The organism is Rhizobacter koreensis (genome assembly GCF_013366375.1).
Taxonomy (GTDB): domain Bacteria; phylum Pseudomonadota; class Gammaproteobacteria; order Burkholderiales; family Burkholderiaceae_C; genus Schlegelella_A; species Schlegelella_A koreensis.
Map to the genome: position 1 here is coordinate 262,737 of NZ_JABWMJ010000002.1, position 18,248 is coordinate 280,984.

Here is an 18,248-nt window from a genome sequence, read left to right on the forward strand (position 1 = left end):
ACTGTGTCCAAGCGTTTCAGAGACCCGGCTGAGCGCGCACCACTCAGCGCTCGTCACGCCTCTTCAGACGGCTGACGATCCCCGACAGTTCGTCCGAGGAAAACGCATAGCGGTACATCGAACGCTCCGCCGCCGCGTGGCTGTTCTTGGTCGCGTTGACGTGGCCGATGCGCGCGGCGGCGTCCGCGAGATCCAGCGCGAGCAGCACTGCCGGCGCGTTGACGCGGCAGTTGAGGCGCTCACCGGCGAGCACCGAGAACCCGAGCATGGTTCGGTAGAAGCGCACGTGACGCGGGTTCACCTCGATCACGATGCGATCGCAGCCGCGAATCTCGTGCGCGTAGATGAAGGCGGTGTGGAACAGCGACGCCAGCACGCGCTTGGAGTGGGTGTTGTCGTCGATCGCGAGCTTGACGAACTCGCAGAGCACCAGGCCTTCGCTGCGCAGCGTCGAGACGCAGTCGTGGAAGCACTCGTCGGCAAGCAGACCACCCGACCCGTCGAAACCGATCGTGATGGTGCCGAGCGTGACGTCGTGGTCCTGCCCGATCAGCGTGAGGCGGTTGCCGTCCTCGGCGTCGGGCATCGCAACGCTGCTGTAGCCCCGCCCGGCGTACATGCGATTGAGCAGGATGTGCGCCGAACTTCGATGGCCCTCGGTATCGGCCGCGCGGATCGTGATCAGGCGCCCATCGACCTCCGCGTCGGACGTCGACAGCTGTGCCACGTCCTCGAGCAGCATCGAGCGCAGCGACATCGGTTCGTTGGAAGAGTCAAAAGTTGCGTTCAACACGGTCTTAGGTCTGCTCGGCAAGCCCGCCATCGACGCCAGCCGCGCAACGGATCGGCTGGACAAGCTCACCATTCCGGCGACTTGCGCCCGATGGGGAAGCGACTTTAACTGATGGCCTGTCCATTCAAGCCTCTCTCTTACCCTCCCATACACATGCGGAGCGATCGACACGCAGCGTCGCCAACGGTGTTCTCGTACCTCTCGCACGTGCAGCGGGCACGCAGCTCTCGAAGCCCTCTTGCTTAGCCGGGCGCGTGTGTCGGGCGAACTGGGGCTGCTCAGTCAAGCGCTCGCGCGCGTGGATCCACCGGTGGACGTGCCTGTTCAGCACCCCTTCCTCCGCCGCCAGCGCGTCTCAGGATCGTGACCCGACATAAAAAAGGGCCCCGTGCGAACACGGGGCCCCCTTCGATCGTGCTGCCTAGCAGCGCAAGATCAGCTCTTGCGACGGCGGCTGGTAAGGCCGAGACCCGTCAGCGCGAGGCCCACGAGCGCCAGGCTGGCCGGCTCCGGCACCACGAAGACCGCGCTCAAGTCGCCGGTCGACGTGAACGTCGAACCACCCGGAGTGGTCGGCGAAAGCGCGTCGAAGTCGCCGTCCACGTTGACCACCAGGTAGAACGGACGCGGTGCGGTGAAGTAGTTGCCGCCCTGCGCCGTAAGCGTGAAGTTGCCGAAGAACAGGTCGAAGGCGCCCGGGTTGCCCAGGATGCCGACGCCGGAAAGCAGCTGGGTCGACGACGCGATCAGGTAATCGTCAGCGATGTTGCCGCGGGCCACCGGCGCGCTACCGGTCGCACCGGTCGCCAGCGTCGTGTCCTGGTTCGGATCGATATACAGGAAGAACTGGCCCGTGTTGCCCGTGAACACGCTGCCCGGCGTCGAGCCGGTCGTCGAGCCCGACGACGTGAACGTCGCGTACAGGCCATAGCCGCCGGCGCCGAAGCCGTTCAGCTGGGTCTGCGGAACGTTCGTGGTGCCGTCATTGCGGAAGAAGGCGCCGAAGTTCGCGTAGCCCGAGGTGTCGAAGGTGTTGCCCGGGTTGATCGTCAGCACTTCGAAGTAGCCGCCGTTCAGCTTGTCGGCCGTGAACGTGTTGGCTGCGGCGCCTGGGACGCTGCCTTCATTGACGGTGAAGTCGGGCAGCACCACCGCCGCGCTGGCGGCCGGAGCGATCGCGGCCGTCAGTGCGGCGGCTGCGGCGGAGAGAAGGAACTTTTTCATCTGTACTCCTGGTTGATCGTTCTCGCCCGTGGGTTCGGGTCTTGGCTCCTCTAAAGCACCGGCTGTGCCAGCTTCAAAAACCTGTTGTCCGCCGCGCACTTAACCTCCTGTTGCAAGTTACGCGACCGCTCGCTGTAAACAATGCCGACACCCGGTGATGTCGAGAGGGTCGGCACGGAGCGCACGGGAGGGATCGTAGCGAGCCGGACGGGTGTCGACGAGGGGCGTTCTCGAACCGTTGGCTAGGGGTTCCACGTAGACGCCGACCGACCGCACGCTTGCGCTCTGGTGCCCGCGCCCGACGCGGTGGGCGCCGCTCACGAGCATGGACAATAGGTCCATGAGCGAACCGTTCGACTATGAGGCCAGCGTTTCCCGCAACATCGGATGGGTGACGCCGGCCGAGCAGGCGCGGCTGCGCGGTGCGCGGATCGCCGTTGCCGGGCTGGGCGGCGTCGGCGGCTCGCACGTCCTCACGCTCGCGCGGCTCGGCGTGGGCGCCATGAACCTCGCGGACTTCGATCGGTTCGAGATCCACAACATGAACCGGCAGGCGGGAGCCTTCGCGTCGACCCTCGGCAAGCCGAAATCGGACGTCGTCGCCGGGATGGCGCGCGACATCAACCCCGACATGGACGTGCGCGTCTTTCCTGACGGCGTGACGCCTGCCAACGTCGACGCCTTCCTGCGCGACGTCGACGTCTACGTCGACGGCATCGACTTCTTCGCCATGCCCGCGCGCCGCATGCTCTTCGCGGCGTGCCGTGAGCGCGGCATTCCGGCCCTCACCGCGGCGCCGCTGGGCATGGGCGTGTCGCTGCTGTACTTCGCGCCGGCGGGGATGAGCTTCGAGGACTACTTCAAGCTCGAGGGGCACGAGGAAACCGAGCAGTTCGCGCGACTGATCGCCGGCCTCTCACCGGCGATGCTGCAGCGGCACTATCTGGCGGTGCCAGAGAGGGTCGACTTCGTCGCGCGGCGCGGCCCCTCGACCGCGATGGCGTGCGAGCTCTGCGCCGGCGTGATGGGAACCGCCGTCCTGAAGGTGCTGCTGGGTCGGGGCAAGCTGAAGCCGGCGCCGTGGGCGATGCAGTTCGACGCCTATCGCCAGCAGCTCTCGTTCACGTGGCGCCCGTTCGGCAACGCGAACCCCCTGCAGCAGCTGCTGCTGCGCTTCATCCGGCCGCAGCTGCGCGGCGCGGCCGCGCACGGCTAGCGGCGGCGAACGCCCGAGCGCAGGAACGGCCGGCGTCGCCTTGCCGACGAGCGACACCGGGCACCCCTCTCCGCCGGTCGGCATAGCGGTCGAAAGGCACAAAAAGCCGGGTAGGATTCCGGGTTCCCGACCGGCACCATCGCTGGCAGTGGAGCGATCGGCCACGACTCGCCGTTAGAGCGCGGGCGAGCGGCTGGCGGCGTTCCGCCGAGTGGCGGGTGCTGACGGAGCCGGGCGACGGACGCGGTAGTAGTGGGCATTCTTGAACGGCCGCGCGGGCAACGCCGCATGGAAAATGCGCACCTCGGCAGGGAACGCTCTCTCGACACCCGTCACCGGGCGTCATAGGCTCGACGGCTCGCTGCGGCGCAGCGCCGAAATCGGCGCGGACGTCGAGCCGGATCCAAATTCATCAACAAATTTCTCGATCGGTTAGGGAGAAGACGCGCTGTGAACACCTCCTGCTACTCGGCCTGGCGCACGCTGCGTGTGGCCGCACTCGCCCTCGTCGCCGTCTTCCTGGCCGCATGCGCCAGCACCTCGTATCCGCCCGCGCCGGTGTCGGCCGCGACGGACGACTACAACTACATCGTCGGTGCCGGCGACAGCCTGAACATCATCGTCTGGCGCAACCCGGAGCTGTCGATGTCGGTTCCCGTGCGCCCCGACGGCAAGGTCACCACGCCGCTGATCGACGAGCTCGTCGCACAGGGCAAGAACTCGGTCGAGCTCGCCCGCGAGATCGAGAAGCAGCTCTCCAAGTACGTGCGCGACCCCGTGGTCACCGTCATCGTGACGAGCTTCGTCGGCCCGTACAGCGAGCAGATTCGCGTGGTCGGCGAAGCCGCCCGACCGCAGTTTCTGGCCTACAAGCAGAAGATGACGCTGCTGGACGTGATGATCCAGGTCGGCGGCCTCACGGATTTCGCGGCCGGGAACAGCGCCACCATCCTGCGCGTGGGCCCCGGCGCCGGGCGGTACTCGGTACGCCTGCGCGACCTCATCAAGCGCGGCGACGTGTCGGCCAACGTCGACATGCGTCCCGGCGACATCCTGATCATCCCGCAGAGCTTCTTCTAGGCGCGCAGGCGCCTAGCGGCGCAGCGCTCTTCTTCCGGACACAGACATGGCGACTACACCGAACGCACCGAACGCGATGGGCGAGATCGTCGTCCAGGCGACCACCGTCCTCAAGGGGATGTGGAGGTTCCGCTGGATCGGGCTGATCGCGGCCTGGATCGCCGGCATCGTCGGCGTGGCGATGGCGCTCCGCGTGCCCAACCAGTTCGAGGCCAGCGCGCGAATCTACGTCGACACCCAGTCGATCCTGAAGCCGCTGATGTCAGGCCTCGCCATCCAGCCCAACATCGACCAGCAGATCGCGATGCTGAGCCGCACGCTGATCAGCCGTCCGAACGTCGAAAAGCTCGTCCGCATGGCGGACCTCGACCTCAGAAGCACCTCGAAGGCCGACCAGGATGCGCAGGTCGAGAGCCTGATGCGCACCCTGCAGATCTGGGGCAACGGCCGCGACAACCTCTACACGCTCGCGTTCCGCGACCAGGAGCCCGAGCGCGCCAAGCGAGTCGTGCAGTCGCTGGTGTCGATCTTCATCGACTCGCGCCTGAGCGCGAGCCGCAACGACGCGGACCAGGCCAAGGTGTTCCTGAACGAGCAGATCAAGGCCTACGAGGCCAAGCTCGAGGCGGCCGAGGCGCGCCTGAAGGAGTTCCGCCTGCGCAACATCGACCTCTTCACCGCCGAGGGCCAGGACTCGGCAGCGCGCATCGGCGACATCGGCGCCCAGCTCGCACAGGCGCAGCTCGAGCTGCGCGAGGCGGAGCAAGCGCGCGACGCGGCGCGCCAGCAGCTCGCCGCCGAGCGCCAGGGAACGGCTAGCACGGCGATGCAGAGCCTGCTGCAGGAGTCGGCGCTCACCGTCTCCACCCCCGAGATCGACGCCCGCATCGACGGACAGCGTCGCCAGCTCGACACCCTGCTGCAACGCTTCACGGATCAGCACCCGGACGTCATCAATACGCGCCGGCTGATCCGCGACCTCGAGGAGCAGAAGAAGAAGGAAGTCGCCGAGCTGCGCAAGCAGGCCGCGGCCACAGGTACCGGCGGCCAGGGCAGCGGCAGTGCGGCGGCCCAGGAACTGACCCGCATGATGGCCGCCGCCGAGGTGCAGGTCGCGGCGCTGCGCGCGCGCGTCGGCGAATACCAGGCCCGGTATGCGCGCGCCAAGGAGTCGATGAAGACGGCGCCGCAGCTCGAGGCCGAGGCCGCGCAGCTCAACCGCGACTACGCGATCAACAAGCGCAACTACGAAGATCTGGTGTCGCGCCGGCAGTCGGCGACGATGTCGGGCGACCTCGACGCGGCTGCGGGCCTCGCGGACTTCCGCCTGATCGACCCGCCACGCGTCACGCCCAAGCCGGTCTACCCGAACCGGGGCGCCCTGCTCGGAATGGCGCTCGCGGCCGCGCTCGGCGCCGGCCTCTTCGTCGCGTTCGCCGCCAGCCAGCTGCGCCCGGCGTTCCACAAGGCGAGCGAGCTGCGCGAGAAGATCAACCTGCCGATCCTCGGTGTCGTCTCGATGATCCTCAGCGATGCCGACCGGCGCCGCGAGCGCGCCGACAAGCTGCGCTTCGGCGTCGCCTCCGGCGCACTGGTCGGCGCCTTCCTGGTGGTACTGGTCGCGACGACCATCGTGCCGAAGTCGTAGCTCGAAAGTCCCTGATGAGCAGTCTGATCGAACAAGCGGCCGAGCGGCTGCGCCAGTTGCGCGAAGCCGGCGTGGTCGGGCCCGACGAGCCGAGCGGCGTCGCGGCCGGCACGAACGGAGCCGCCCTGCGGGCCGACTTCGCGACCGCTCCGGCGGCCGCGGTCGACACGCCGGCTCGCCCGGTGCGGGCCGACAACGCAGTGCCGCGGGTCGCGCCCGACAGCGGAATGATGGGGCTCGACGGCACGCCGCGCCGCTCGCCGCGCGTCGAGTTCGATTTCGAGGCGCTCTCGAAGGCGAACCTGATCACGCCGCTCGCCAGCCGCTCGCAAATCGCCGACCAGTACCGCGTGATCAAGCGTCCGCTGATCAACAACGCGACGGGTCGCGGCGTTCCGGTGGCGTCGCACGCCAACCTGATCATGGTGACGAGCGCGATCGCCAACGAGGGCAAGAGCTTTTCGGCGGTCAACCTCGCGATGAGCATCGCGGCCGAACTCGACAACACCGTGATGCTGGTCGACGCCGACCTGGCGCGCCCGTCGCTGCCCCGCATGCTCGGCGTGCCCGACGGCCCGGGCCTGCTCGACGTGCTCGAGGGCACCGTCGAGATGTCCGAGGTGCTGCTGCGCACCAACGTCGAGAAGCTGACCCTGCTGCGCAGCGGCACGCCGCACCGGCGCGCAACCGAAATGCTCGCCAGCGACGCGATGCGCCAGCTGCTCGACGACATGGCACGTCGCTACCCCGACCGCATCATCATCTTCGACTCGCCGCCCCTGCTGCTGACCACCGAAGCGCGCGCGCTCGCGATGGTCATGGGCCAGATCGTCATCGTCGTTCGCGCCGGCACCACCCTGCAGTCGGACGTGTCGAGCGCGATCTCGACCATCGAGCAGTGCCCGGTGAAGATGATGCTGCTCAATCAGCATCGCGCCGATGCGTCCGAAGGCGGCTACGGCGTCGGCTACGGGTACGGCTACGGGTACGGCTACGGGTATGCCGACTCGTACCGCGTCGAAGGCAGCGGGGCCTGAGCGACCCCGTGCGCTTCGCTTCGTATCGACGGGCCGCGCCCCGCTACCGACGCTTCTGCGGCGTCTGCGTCTTCGGCTTCGCCGCCTTCGCCGCTCACGCACAGGACCAGGCGCCGTCCGGCGGGTCGGCGGTCGCGACACCGACGGGGCCGCTGGGCGCGCCGCCGGCCAGCGCGCTGCCGGTGGCCGGCGTCAGTGCCCCAGCGTCGAGCGGCACCACGCCGAACGTGCGCGCGCTCACGATCACGCCCAGCATCAGCGTCACCGAGACGCTGACCGACAACGTGCGTCTGACCGAGCGCAACCGGCGCGCCGACGCGATCACGCAGATCTCACCGGGCATCACGGTCTCGAGCGGCATCGGCCGGATCCGCGGCAACCTCGACTACCGGCTGAGCGGCATCTTCTACGCGCGCGACGGCTCGAGCAACAACGTCCAGCAATCGCTGAGCGCCGCCGGCAACGCCGAGGTGATCGACAACTTCGCGTTCGTCGACGCGAGCGCGAACATCAGCCAGCAGTCGCGCTCGGCGTTCGGCACGCGCACGGTCGATCCCGCGCTCGACGGCGGCGACCAGACCGAGGTGCGCAACTACAACCTGTCGCCCTATGTCCGCGGCCGGCTTGCGAACCTCGCCAACTACGAGGCGCGGCTCGGCTACAGCCTCACCGACACGTCGACCAAGAACGCCGATGTCAGCACGACGAGTGGTTCGCTCAGCGTCGTCGGCGACCGCGGGCCGGGCCTCTTCAACTGGTCGGCGGACGCGTCGCGGCAGGCGTACAAGTACGAGGTGGGCGGCCGCACCGTCAACGACCGCGCGCGCGGCACGCTGTTCATCAATGCCACCGACCAGCTGCGCTTGTCGCTGATCGGCGGTCGTGAGGCGATCGACTACCCGAACCAGCCGCGCGACGCGGCCACCACTTACGGCTACGGGTTCGACTGGCGGCCGAACGAGCGCACGAACCTGTCGGGGCAACGCGAGAAGCGCGTCTTCGGCGACTCCCATTCGCTGGTATTCCAGTACCGCACAGCTCGCACGACGTGGCGCTTCAGCGACACCAAGGACGTCAGCACGGGATTCAACCAGGCTCCCGTAGGTTCCGGTCAGCCGGGTGCGACCTACGAGGTGCTGTTCCAGCAGTTCGCGGCCATCGAGCCCGATCCCGTGCGCCGCGACATTCTGGTGCGGCAGTATCTGCTGCAGCTCGGGGTGCCGGCGGGGTTCCTCACGCTGCAGCGCCGGCAGGAACTCGCCGTCTCCTATCAGGCCGTCCGCCAGACCTACACGCTGACCGCTTCGCAGAGCAAGGTGCAGCAGCTCGATCGGAACGCGCAGGTCAACCCGATCACCGATTTCTCGAATCCGGTCCGGCTGCGCGGGCTGAGCGCCAACGTCTCGCACCGCCTCACGCCGCAATCGAATCTCGACTTCCGGGCCTCGATCGATCAGAGCCGGGAGTCGGGCGGCCAGTCGCGCTCGACGGACCTGCGCGCCCTCAGCCTCACGTGGAGCGGCCAGCTTGGCGGGCGGACGTCCTACTCGCTTGGCGCACGCCATGTCTGGTACGACGGCGACAACTCCGGCTACCGCGAATCCGCCATCTACGGAACGCTGACCCGGTCCTTCTGACACATGTACGAAGCCTTCTACGGGCTCAGCAGCCGGCCGTTCCAGCTCAATCCCGATCCGCATTTCTATTTCGGGAGCAAGCAGCACAGTCGCGCCAAGGCCTACCTGGAATATGGCGTCTCGCGCAATGACGGCTTCATCGTCATCACCGGCGAGATCGGCGCCGGCAAGACGACGATGCTGCGTCGCCTGCTCGAGAGCCTCGCGGGTACCAACATCGTCGTGGGCCAGGTGGTCACCACCCAGCTCGACGCCGAGGACACGCTGCGCATGGTCGGCACCGCGTTCGGGGTGCCCGTGCAGGGCCTGTCCAAGTCCGACCTGCTGTCGCGGCTCGAGGGTTTTCTGGTCGCGCAGACGGCGCATGGCAAGCGCTGCCTGCTGATCGTCGACGAGGCGCAGAACCTCACGCCGCGTGCGGTCGAGGAGCTGCGCATGCTGTCGAACTTCCAGCTCGGCAACCAGTCGCTGCTGCAGACCTTCCTGGTCGGCCAGCCCGAATTTCGCGAAATCCTGCAGCGGCCCGAGATGGAGCAGCTCCGTCAGCGCGTCGCCGCCACCTGCCACATCGGGCCGCTCGACGTCGCCGAGACGGAGGCCTACGTCACGCACCGCCTGCACTGCGCCGGCTCGACCACCGAGCCGACGTTCGGCCCGGGGGTGTTCGAGGCGCTCCACGCCGCCAGCGGCGGCATCCCGCGTCGCATCAATTCGATCTGCGACCGCGTCCTGCTGCTCGGCTTCATGGAAGACCGCAAGCACCTGACCGCCGAGGACGTCGCCGAGGTGGTGCGCGATTTCGCCGCCGAGGCGAAGTTGCCGGAAACGACGGTGCGGGCCCGCCCGCGCAACGGCACCCGGGTCGACCTGGACGTCACGCGCACCGACAGCTGGCATTCCAGCACCGCGACGAACGGCCGCGGCAGCGACTTCGGCGAGCTCCCGACCGACCCGGACGACGACGCCCAGCGCGACGCCCGCCTGCACCGCATCGAGCAGTGCATGCTGCGCCTCGAAAGCGTCAACCTGCACACCCTCGCAACGCTGCAGGAGTTGGTGCAGGCGATCGCCGACGCCAAGGCGACCACACGATGAGCGCGCCGGGCAGCCTCTTGAGCGGCGCCGCCGCACATTCATCGGACACGCACGCGGCGGCGCCGATGCGCCCCATCCTCTGCGTGGTCGGCGCTCGGCCCAACTTCATGAAGATGGCGCCGATCCTGCGCGCCCTCGCGGCGCACCGCCCGTCGCTGCCGATGCTGCTGGTGCACACCGGTCAGCACTACGACGCGAGCATGAGCGACCAGCTGTTCGCCGACCTCGGGTTGCCGGAGCCGGATCTCAACCTCGAGGTCGGATCGGGCAGTCACGCGGTGCAGACCGCCGACGTGATGAAGCGCTTCGAGCCCGCGCTCGACGCCCACCAGCCGGCGTGCGTGGTGGTCGTCGGCGACGTCAATTCGACCCTCGCGTGCACCCTCGTCGCGGTGAAGCGAGGCGTTCCGGTGGTGCACGTCGAGGCGGGCCTGCGCAGCTTCGACCGCCGCATGCCGGAAGAGATCAACCGCGTGCTGACCGACCAGGTCGCCGACCGGCTCTACACCACCGAGCGCAGCGCGGCCGACAACCTCGCCCGCGAAGGCGTCGACCGGGAACGCATCGTCTTCGTCGGCAACGTGATGATCGACTCGCTGCTGGCGAGCCGCCCGCATGCGCGCGCACCGGCGGCGACCCTCGCCGCGCACGGCCTCGATGCCGCGCTGGTCGGCGACCCGCGCGGCTACGGCGTCGTCACGCTGCACCGCCCGTCGAACGTCGACGAGCCGTCGACGCTGCGCTCGATCTTGCGCGCGCTCGCCGAGGTCGCGACGCGCCTCCCGCTGGTGTTCGCGATGCACCCGCGCACGCGTGCCAACGTCGAGCGCTTCGGGCTCGGCGGGCTGATCGACCCTCGACGCATCGGCATCCTGCCGCCGCAAGGCTACCTCGAGATGCTCGGCCTGATGGCCGGCGCGACCGCGGTCCTCACCGACTCGGGCGGGCTGCAGGAGGAGACCACGGCGCTCGGCGTACCCTGCCTGACCCTGCGCGAGAACACCGAGCGGCCGATCACGGTCGAGCAAGGCACCAACACGCTGGTCGGGCGCGACGGTGCGGCGCTGCTGGCCGGTGTCGACGAGATCCTCGCCGGCCGCGGCAAGACCGGCCGCGCACCCGAGCTCTGGGACGGCCGCGCGGCCGAGCGCATCGCGCACGACCTCTGGCAGTGGCTGCAACCCGCGGCGCTCGCAGCCGCCGCCTGACGCCACCATGCCGATCGCCAATGCGCTCACGATCGACGTCGAGGACTACTTCCAGGTCTCGGCGTTCGCGCCGCACATCGCGCGCAGCGAATGGGACGCGCGCGAGTGCCGCGTCGAGCGCAACGTCGCGCGCATCCTGGCGATGCTGGAACGCCACGACACGCGGGCGACCTTCTTCACGCTCGGCTGGATTGCCGAGCGCTACCCGCAGCTGGTGCGCGACATCGTCGCTGCCGGCCACGAGCTCGCGAGCCACGGCTACGGCCACCAGCGCGCGAGCGAGCTCAGCGCGGCCGAGTTCCGCGCCGACATCGCGCGTGCCAAGGCGATCCTCGAGGACGTGTCGGGGCAGGCCGTGCTCGGCTATCGTGCGCCGAGCTTCTCGATCGGCACCGGCAACCTGTGGGCGCTCGACTGCATCGCCGAAGCCGGCTACCGCTACAGCTCGAGCATCTATCCGATCCGTCACGATCACTACGGCATGCCCGATGCGCCTCGCTTCGCGCATCGCACGAACGGCGACCTGATCGAGGTGCCGATCACCACGCTGCGGGTGCTCAACCGCAACCTGCCGTCGAGCGGCGGCGGCTACTTCCGCCTGCTGCCGTACGCGCTCTCGCGCTGGATGCTGCAGCGCGTGAACGAGCAGGACGGCGAGGCCGCCGTCTTCTACTTTCACCCGTGGGAGATCGACGTTGGCCAGCCGCGCATTCCGGGCATCGGGGCGAAGACGCGCTTTCGCCACTACCTGAACATCGGCCGCATGGAGGCACGCCTCGAGCGGCTGCTCGGCGACTTCCGCTGGGATCGCATGGACCGCATCTTCCTCGACCGCGTACCCGCGGCCGGCCCGCTCGGGCATTGAGCGATGGACCGCACCGCAGTGATCCCGGCCGTTCACAGACTGCCGGAAGCGGATCCTGTCGCGGCAGCGCGCTGGGACGCCTTCGTGCTCGCCTGCCCTCAAGCGACGTTCTTTCACCGCGCCGGCTGGCAGTCGGTGCTGCACGGCGTCTTCCGGCACCCGACGCACTTCCTCTACGCTGAGGTCGACGGCCGGATCGAAGGCGTGCTGCCGCTCGCGCAGGTCAAGAGCCTGCTGTTCGGCAATTCGCTCGTCAGCCTGCCGTTCGCGGTATACGGCGGCATCGCCGCCAGCAGCGAGGCGGCAGCGCGCGCGCTCGAGGATGCCGCACAGGCACTCGCGCAGCGACTGAAGGTCGAGCACCTCGAGTTCCGCAACCTCGACCAGCGCCACGCCGACTGGCCGCGTCAGGACCTTTACGCCACCTTTCGCAAGACGATCGCCGCCGACGACGCGAGCAACCTGCAGGCGATCCCGCGCAAGCAGCGCGCGATGGTGCGGAAGGGCATCGCCAACGGCCTGCAGAGCACCGTCGACGTCGACATCGACCGCTTCTTCGCGCTCTACGCGAGCAACGTGCACCGGCACGGCACGCCGGCGTTGCCGCGGGGCTACTTCGCGGCGCTGCAGCAGACCTTCGGCGCCGACTTCGAGATCCAGACGGTCACCAGCCCGACCGGCGAGCCGGTCAGCAGCGTGCTCAGCTTCTACTTCCGTGACGAAGTGCTGCCCTACTACGCCGGCGATGCGCCGGCGGCGCGCGAGCTCGCCGCCAACGACTTCAAATACTGGGAGCTGATGCGACGCGCCGCGGCGCGCGGCGTGCGCGTCTTCGACTTCGGCCGCAGCAAGCAGGGAACCGGCTCGTTCTCGTTCAAGAAGAACTGGGGCTTCGAGCCGCGGCCCCTCCACTACGAGTACTGCCTTTACAAGCGCGACAGCGTGCCGCAGAACAATCCGTCCAACCCGAAGTACCGGTTGCTGATCGAGACGTGGCGGCGCCTGCCGCTCGCGCTGGTGAACCGGATCGGGCCCTTGGTGGTGCGCAACCTCGGCTGACGATGGCCAACCTCCTCTACCTGGTGCACCGGCTGCCGTACCCGCCCAACAAGGGCGACAAGGTGCGCTCGTACCACCTGCTCAAGCACCTGGTGGCGCGCCATCGGGTGTTCGTCGGCACCTTCATCGACGACGCCGACGACGAGCAGCACCTCGACACCGTGCGTGCGCTCTGCAGCGGTCTGCACGTCGAGCGCATCGAGCCGCGCGCTACCAGGGTGGCGAGCCTGCCGGCGCTGCTGCGCGACGAGGCGCTGACGCTGCGCTACTACCGCAACCCGCGCCTGCAGCGCTGGGTCGACGAGACCTGCGCACGCGAGCGCATCGACGCGACCATCGTGTTCTCGTCGGCGATGCTGCAGTACGTCGACGGCCACGGCGGCATGCCGGTGGTGGTCGATTTCGTCGACGTCGACTCGGCGAAGTGGACGCAGTACGCAGCCGAGCACCGCTGGCCCCTGAGCTGGCTCTACGCGCGCGAGGGGCGTCTGCTGCTCGCGCACGAGCGTGCCGCCGCGGCGCGCGCCGAGCACTCGTTCTTCGTCACGGAGAACGAGGCGGCCCTGTTCCGCAGCCTCGCTCCGGAGTCGGCGGCGACGGTCGAGGCGCTCTGCAACGGCGTCGACAGCGACTACTTCTCGGTCGATCCGGAGCGCGCGTCGCCGTATGCCTCCGACAGTGCGCTTCCGATCGTCTTCACCGGCGCGATGGATTACTGGCCGAATGTCGACGCGGTGAGCTGGTTCGCGCGCGACGTGCTTGCGGCGCTGCGCGCCCATGAGCCTCGCGCCGAGTTCCACATCGTCGGCCGCAATCCGACGGCGACGGTGAAGGCGCTCGCTTCCGACTGCGTCCGCGTGACGGGAGCGGTGCCCGACATCCGGCCCTACCTGCAGCACGCTGCGGTGGTCGTGGCGCCGCTGCGCATTGCGCGCGGCATCCAGAACAAGGTGCTCGAGGCGATGGCGATGGCGCGTCCGGTGGTCGCGTCCGATGCCTGTGCGGCGCCCATCGGGGCGACGCTCGGCCGCGAACTGCTCGCCGCGACCAGCCCCGACGACTTCGTGCTCGAGATTCAGGCACTGCTCGCCGACCCGCGTCACGCCGCAGCCGTCGGGCGTGCCGGCCGCGAGTTCGTGCTTCGCCGCTACAGCTGGGACGCCAATCTCGCCGGCGTCGACCGCTGCCTCGACGCCCTTCAACAAGGTCTGGCCGCATGACCCCGCCATCCTGGTCGAACGTTTCGCCGAACTGGCGGCGCGCGCTCGCGGCGCTGCTGCTCGTCGTCATCGGCATCCTTGCCGTCTACCGCGAGACCGCCGAGTCGATGGTCTCGATCTGGGCGCGCTCGTCGACCTTCGCGCATGCCTTCCTGGTGCCGCCGATCTCGCTATGGCTGATCTGGCGCCAGCGCGAGGCGATGCTTCGCCTCACCCCGTCGCCGAACCCGTGGATGCTGGTGCCGATCTTCGTGATTGCCGTGGCCTGGCTGTTCGGCGACCTGGCGACCACCAACGCGGTGACCCAGCTCGCGCTCGTGGGGCTCCTCGTGCTCGCCGTGCCGGCGGTGCTCGGCCTGCGCGTCGCCCACACCATCCTCTTCCCGCTGCTCTTCCTTTTCTTCGCGGTGCCGATCGGCGACTTCCTGCTGCCGCAGCTGATGACGTGGACCGCCGATTTCACGGTGGTCGCGCTGCGCGCCAGCGGCATTCCGGTCTACCGGGAAGGCATGCTGTTCATCATCCCGTCGGGCGCCTGGTCGGTGGTCGAGGCGTGCAGCGGGGTGCGCTACCTCATCGCCTCGATGATGGTCGGCACGCTTTTCGCGTATCTGCAGTACCGCTCGTACCGGCGCCGCGTCGGCTTCATCGCGATCTCGATCCTGGTGCCGATCGTCGCCAACTGGCTGCGCGCCTACATGATCGTGATGATCGGGCACCTGTCGAACAACAAGCTCGCGGTCGGCGTCGACCACCTGATCTACGGCTGGGTCTTCTTCGGCATCGTCATGGGCCTGATGTTCGCGTTCGGCGCGTGGTGGCAGGAGCCCGCGGGCGCTGCCGCCGCGAAGCCGCTCGCCGACGTCGCACCGCGGGCGCGCCGCTTCGCCACGCTGGGGCCGGTGGCCGCCGCCGCGCTGCTGGTCGCCGCCATCCCGCACATCGCGCTCGCCGTCATCGACGACGGCATCGTCGCCACGCCGCCCCAGCTGGCGGCGCTGCCGGACCTCGCGCCGCGCTGGCCGGCCGTGGGCAGCGGCGAATGGAAGCCGTCGTTCCAGAACACGGCCGCCGAGGCGACGAGCGCCTACCGTGGCGCGGGCGGCGCAGTCGGCGTCTACGTCGGCTACTACCGCCAGCAGACCTACGACCGCAAGCTCGTGACCTCGGGCAACGCCCTCGTGCACAGCGACGACCCCAACTGGGCACGCGTCGGCCCGTGGATCATCGAGCGGAGCCAGTCGGCCGGCAACACGGTCGAATTCCGCAGCGCGCTCCTGCGCCGCAAGGGCGGCCTCGGCGCGCCCGACGAAAGCCTTCGGGTATGGCAGGTCTATTGGGTCGCCGAGCACCTGACGCCGCATGATTCGTGGGCCAAGGTCTACGCGGCATTCGACCGCCTGCGCGGCCGCGGCGACGACGCCGCGGTGATCGTGCTGCACAGCCCTGAAGACCGGCCCGGCAGCGGCCGCGCGACGCTCGACGCGTTCACCCGCGCGAACCTCGCCGCGATCGTCGCCCGCTTGCACGAGACCCGTCACCCCAACGGCGCCGCCCTGGCGGCGACCCGTCCCTGAACGTCAGCACCAAAGACCAAGAATGAACACCGTTGCAGTCATCGGACTCGGGTACGTCGGCCTGCCGCTGGTCGTCGCTTTCGGCAAGAAGACGCGCACCATCGGTTTCGACATCGACGTCGCCAAGGTCGAGTCGTGCCGGCGTGGCGTCGATCCCTCGCGCGAGCTCGACGATGCCGAGGTGCGCGCCGCGACCCAGGCCGAGTACACCGCCGACCCCAAGCTGCTCGGCGAGGCCGACATGATCGTCGTGGCGGTCCCGACGCCCGTCGACGAGGCGCACATCCCCGACTTCCGCCCGCTGATCGGTGCCAGCATCAGCGCCGGACGTCACATGAAGCGCGGCGTCACGGTGGTCTACGAATCGACCGTCTACCCGGGCGCGACCGAAGAGGTGTGCATTCCGGTGCTCGAGCGCGAGTCGGGCATGACCTGGAAGACCGACTTCTTCGTCGGCTACTCGCCCGAGCGCATCAACCCGGGCGACAAGGAGCACACGCTCACCAAGATCCTCAAGATCGTCTCCGGCGACACGCCCGAGACGCTGGAACGCGTGGCCCAGCTCTACGAGTCGATCGTGATCCCCGGCGTGCACCGCGCCTCGTCGATCAAGACCGCCGAAGCGGCCAAGGTCATCGAGAACACGCAGCGCGACCTCAACGTCGCGCTGATGAACGAGCTCGCCATCATCTTCGACCGCATGAACATCGACACCAGCGAGGTGCTCGCGGCGGCCGGGACGAAGTGGAACTTTCTCAAGTTCAAGCCGGGCCTGGTGGGCGGTCACTGCATCGGCGTCGACCCGTACTACCTGACGCACAAGGCGCAGATGCTCGGCTATCACCCGCAGGTCATCCTCGCGGGCCGCCACATCAACGACAGCATGGGCAAGTTCATCGCCGAGCAGACGATCAAGCAGATGATCGCGGCCGGCAGCACCATCAAGGGCGCCAAGGTGAACGTGCTCGGCCTCACCTTCAAGGAGAACTGCGGCGACCTGCGCAACTCGAAGGTGATCGACATCATCGCCGAGCTCAAGAGCTACGGCGTCGACGTCTGCGTGAGCGACCCGCAGGCCGACCCCGCCGAGGCCAAGCACGAGTACGGCGTCGAACTCAAGGCGTGGCACGAGCTGCCGAAGGCCGATGCCATCGTGGCGGCGGTGGCACACGTCGAGTACGCGGGCCTCGCGGCGAGCGACTTCGCGCCGGTGCTCGCGCCGGGCGGCGCCTTCATCGATGTGAAGTCGGCGTTCGACGGCGCCGCACTGCAGGCCGCCGGCTACCGCTTGTGGCGCTTGTGACGTCGACGTCGAACAGCCAGCGCATCGGCGCGACCCCGGTCACGCCGCGACCCGACGTCGTCGCGGCGCTCGATCGTGCGCTCGCCGTGCCGATCGACCGCAGCGGCTGGCTCGCCGACCCGCGCCCGCTCGTCCTGCACGTGGTCTACCGCTTCGATGTCGGCGGCCTCGAGAATGGCGTCGTGAACCTGATCAACACCATGCCGGCGGGCGCGTACCGTCACGCGGTGCTCGCGCTCACCGAGGCGACCGACTTCAAGACGCGCATCGCGCGCGCCGACGTGCCGGTGATCGCGCTGCACCAGCCGCCGGGTCATGGCTTCTGGATGTACCCGGCGCTGTTCCGACTGTTCCGCGCGCTGCGCCCCGCCGTCGTCCACACCCGCAACCTCGCGGCGCTCGAGGCGGTGGTGCCGGCGTGGGCCGCGGGCGTTCCGGTGCGCATCCACGGCGAGCACGGCCGCGACGTCGGCGACCTGCGCGGCGACAACCGCAAGTACCAGTGGGTGCGCCGCCTCTACCGGCCGTTCGTTCACCACTACGTCGCGCTCGGCAGCGAGCTGCGCGACTACCTGCTGGCGCGCATCGGCGTGGCGCCGCGGCACGTCACCGCCATCTGCAACGGCGTCGACACCGGGCGCTTCCATCCTCCGGCGGGCTCGACCCCCGACCCGATCGGCGGCTGCCCGTTCGACCCGGCGCGCCACTGGATCGTCGGCAGCGTCGGCCGCATGCAGGCCGTGAAGGATCCGCTCAACCTCGCCAAGGCGTTCGTGCGCGCGCTCGAGCGCGCACCGGAGCTGCGCGAGCGGCTGCGCCTCGTGATGGTCGGCGACGGTCCGCTGCGCGCCGACGTCGAGGCGCTGCTGGCCGCTGCCGACGCGTCAGACCTCGCCTGGCTGCCGGGCGAGCGCAGCGACGTCGCCGCGCTGATGCGGGGCTTTCATGCGTTCGCGCTGCCGTCGCTCGCCGAGGGCATCTCGAACACCATTCTCGAAGCGCTCGCGACCGGCATCCCGGTCGTCGCGACCGCGGTCGGTGCGAACCCCGAACTGGTCGAGGACGGCGTGACGGGTGTCGTCGTGCCGGCGGCCGACCCCGGCGCCCTCGCCGCCGCGATCACCGCGCTCGCCGTGGACCCGGCGCGCACGGCCACTCTCGGGCGTGCCGCGCGTGCCGCCGCCGAAGCGCGCTTCGCGCTCGAGGCGATGACGGCGTCGTACCGCACGCTCTACGATCGCATGCTCGCCGCGCGCGGCCGCGCAGTCCGCACGGCGGGGAGCTGA

The 18,248-nt window shown here is 69.1% G+C and carries 15 protein-coding genes; 13 read left to right on the plus strand and 2 right to left on the minus strand.

Annotated features, from left to right (window positions below; all coding sequences use genetic code 11):
* Nucleotides 1-43: 43 nt before the first annotated feature.
* Both HQN59_RS05065 and pepA read right to left on the minus strand, forming a co-directional pair.
* The gene (locus tag HQN59_RS05065) at nucleotides 44-757 is read right to left on the minus strand and encodes an N-acyl amino acid synthase FeeM domain-containing protein (RefSeq protein ID WP_176066741.1); all 714 of its coding nucleotides are present in this window, start codon (nucleotides 755-757) and stop codon (nucleotides 44-46) included.
* Between the two features lie 471 nt (nucleotides 758-1,228).
* A complete protein-coding gene (pepA, locus tag HQN59_RS05070; RefSeq protein ID WP_176066743.1) occupies nucleotides 1,229-2,116 on the minus strand; it encodes a flocculation-associated PEP-CTERM protein PepA in 888 nt (295 codons plus the stop codon).
* A 241-nt stretch (nucleotides 2,117-2,357) separates the two neighbouring features.
* On the opposite strand from pepA, the gene HQN59_RS05075 reads away from it, so the two are divergent.
* The 13 genes from HQN59_RS05075 (at nucleotide 2,358) to HQN59_RS05135 (ending at nucleotide 18,248) form a co-directional block, all read left to right on the plus strand.
* The gene (locus HQN59_RS05075) at nucleotides 2,358-3,233 is read left to right on the plus strand and encodes a ThiF family adenylyltransferase (RefSeq protein ID WP_176066745.1); all 876 of its coding nucleotides are present in this window, start codon (nucleotides 2,358-2,360) and stop codon (nucleotides 3,231-3,233) included.
* A gap of 450 nt (nucleotides 3,234-3,683) precedes the next feature.
* Nucleotides 3,684-4,313, plus strand: a complete 630-nt coding sequence (locus HQN59_RS05080) for an XrtA/PEP-CTERM system exopolysaccharide export protein (RefSeq protein WP_176066747.1) — start codon at nucleotides 3,684-3,686, stop codon at nucleotides 4,311-4,313.
* Between the two features lie 46 nt (nucleotides 4,314-4,359).
* Nucleotides 4,360-5,961 (plus strand): XrtA system polysaccharide chain length determinant, encoded by a 1,602-nt coding sequence (locus HQN59_RS05085; RefSeq protein WP_246294702.1) that lies wholly within the window; start codon nucleotides 4,360-4,362, stop codon nucleotides 5,959-5,961.
* Nucleotides 5,962-5,975: 14 nt separating this feature from the next.
* On the plus strand, nucleotides 5,976-6,998 hold the full coding sequence (locus tag HQN59_RS05090; protein ID WP_176066749.1) for an XrtA-associated tyrosine autokinase: 1,023 nt from the start codon (nucleotides 5,976-5,978) through the stop codon (nucleotides 6,996-6,998).
* An 8-nt stretch (nucleotides 6,999-7,006) separates the two neighbouring features.
* Nucleotides 7,007-8,635 (plus strand): TIGR03016 family PEP-CTERM system-associated outer membrane protein, encoded by a 1,629-nt coding sequence (locus HQN59_RS05095; protein WP_176066751.1) that lies wholly within the window; start codon nucleotides 7,007-7,009, stop codon nucleotides 8,633-8,635.
* Between the two features lie 3 nt (nucleotides 8,636-8,638).
* Nucleotides 8,639-9,730, plus strand: a complete 1,092-nt coding sequence (locus HQN59_RS05100; RefSeq protein WP_176066752.1) for an XrtA/PEP-CTERM system-associated ATPase — start codon at nucleotides 8,639-8,641, stop codon at nucleotides 9,728-9,730.
* A 65-nt stretch (nucleotides 9,731-9,795) separates the two neighbouring features.
* Nucleotides 9,796-10,938 (plus strand): non-hydrolyzing UDP-N-acetylglucosamine 2-epimerase, encoded by a 1,143-nt coding sequence (gene wecB / locus HQN59_RS05105; protein WP_176066754.1) that lies wholly within the window; start codon nucleotides 9,796-9,798, stop codon nucleotides 10,936-10,938.
* Nucleotides 10,939-10,945: 7 nt separating this feature from the next.
* The gene (locus HQN59_RS05110) at nucleotides 10,946-11,803 is read left to right on the plus strand and encodes an XrtA system polysaccharide deacetylase (RefSeq protein ID WP_176066756.1); all 858 of its coding nucleotides are present in this window, start codon (nucleotides 10,946-10,948) and stop codon (nucleotides 11,801-11,803) included.
* Between the two features lie 3 nt (nucleotides 11,804-11,806).
* The gene (locus HQN59_RS05115; RefSeq protein ID WP_176066758.1) at nucleotides 11,807-12,862 is read left to right on the plus strand and encodes a FemAB family XrtA/PEP-CTERM system-associated protein; all 1,056 of its coding nucleotides are present in this window, start codon (nucleotides 11,807-11,809) and stop codon (nucleotides 12,860-12,862) included.
* 2 nt (nucleotides 12,863-12,864) lie between these two features.
* Complete coding sequence (locus HQN59_RS05120; protein ID WP_176066760.1) at nucleotides 12,865-14,082, plus strand: TIGR03087 family PEP-CTERM/XrtA system glycosyltransferase; 1,218 nt, start codon at nucleotides 12,865-12,867, stop codon at nucleotides 14,080-14,082.
* Nucleotides 14,079-15,659 carry an exosortase A gene (gene xrtA, locus HQN59_RS05125; protein WP_176066762.1) on the plus strand — a complete coding sequence of 527 codons (1,581 nt, stop codon included), beginning with the start codon at nucleotides 14,079-14,081 and terminating at the stop codon, nucleotides 15,657-15,659. Before HQN59_RS05120 ends, xrtA begins: the two co-directional genes overlap by 4 nt.
* A gap of 22 nt (nucleotides 15,660-15,681) precedes the next feature.
* Nucleotides 15,682-16,962 (plus strand): nucleotide sugar dehydrogenase, encoded by a 1,281-nt coding sequence (locus tag HQN59_RS05130; RefSeq protein WP_176066764.1) that lies wholly within the window; start codon nucleotides 15,682-15,684, stop codon nucleotides 16,960-16,962.
* Entirely contained in the window at nucleotides 16,959-18,248 is a 1,290-nt protein-coding gene (locus tag HQN59_RS05135) for a TIGR03088 family PEP-CTERM/XrtA system glycosyltransferase (protein WP_342451125.1), read from the plus strand. The genes HQN59_RS05130 and HQN59_RS05135 overlap by 4 nt, the downstream gene beginning before the upstream one ends.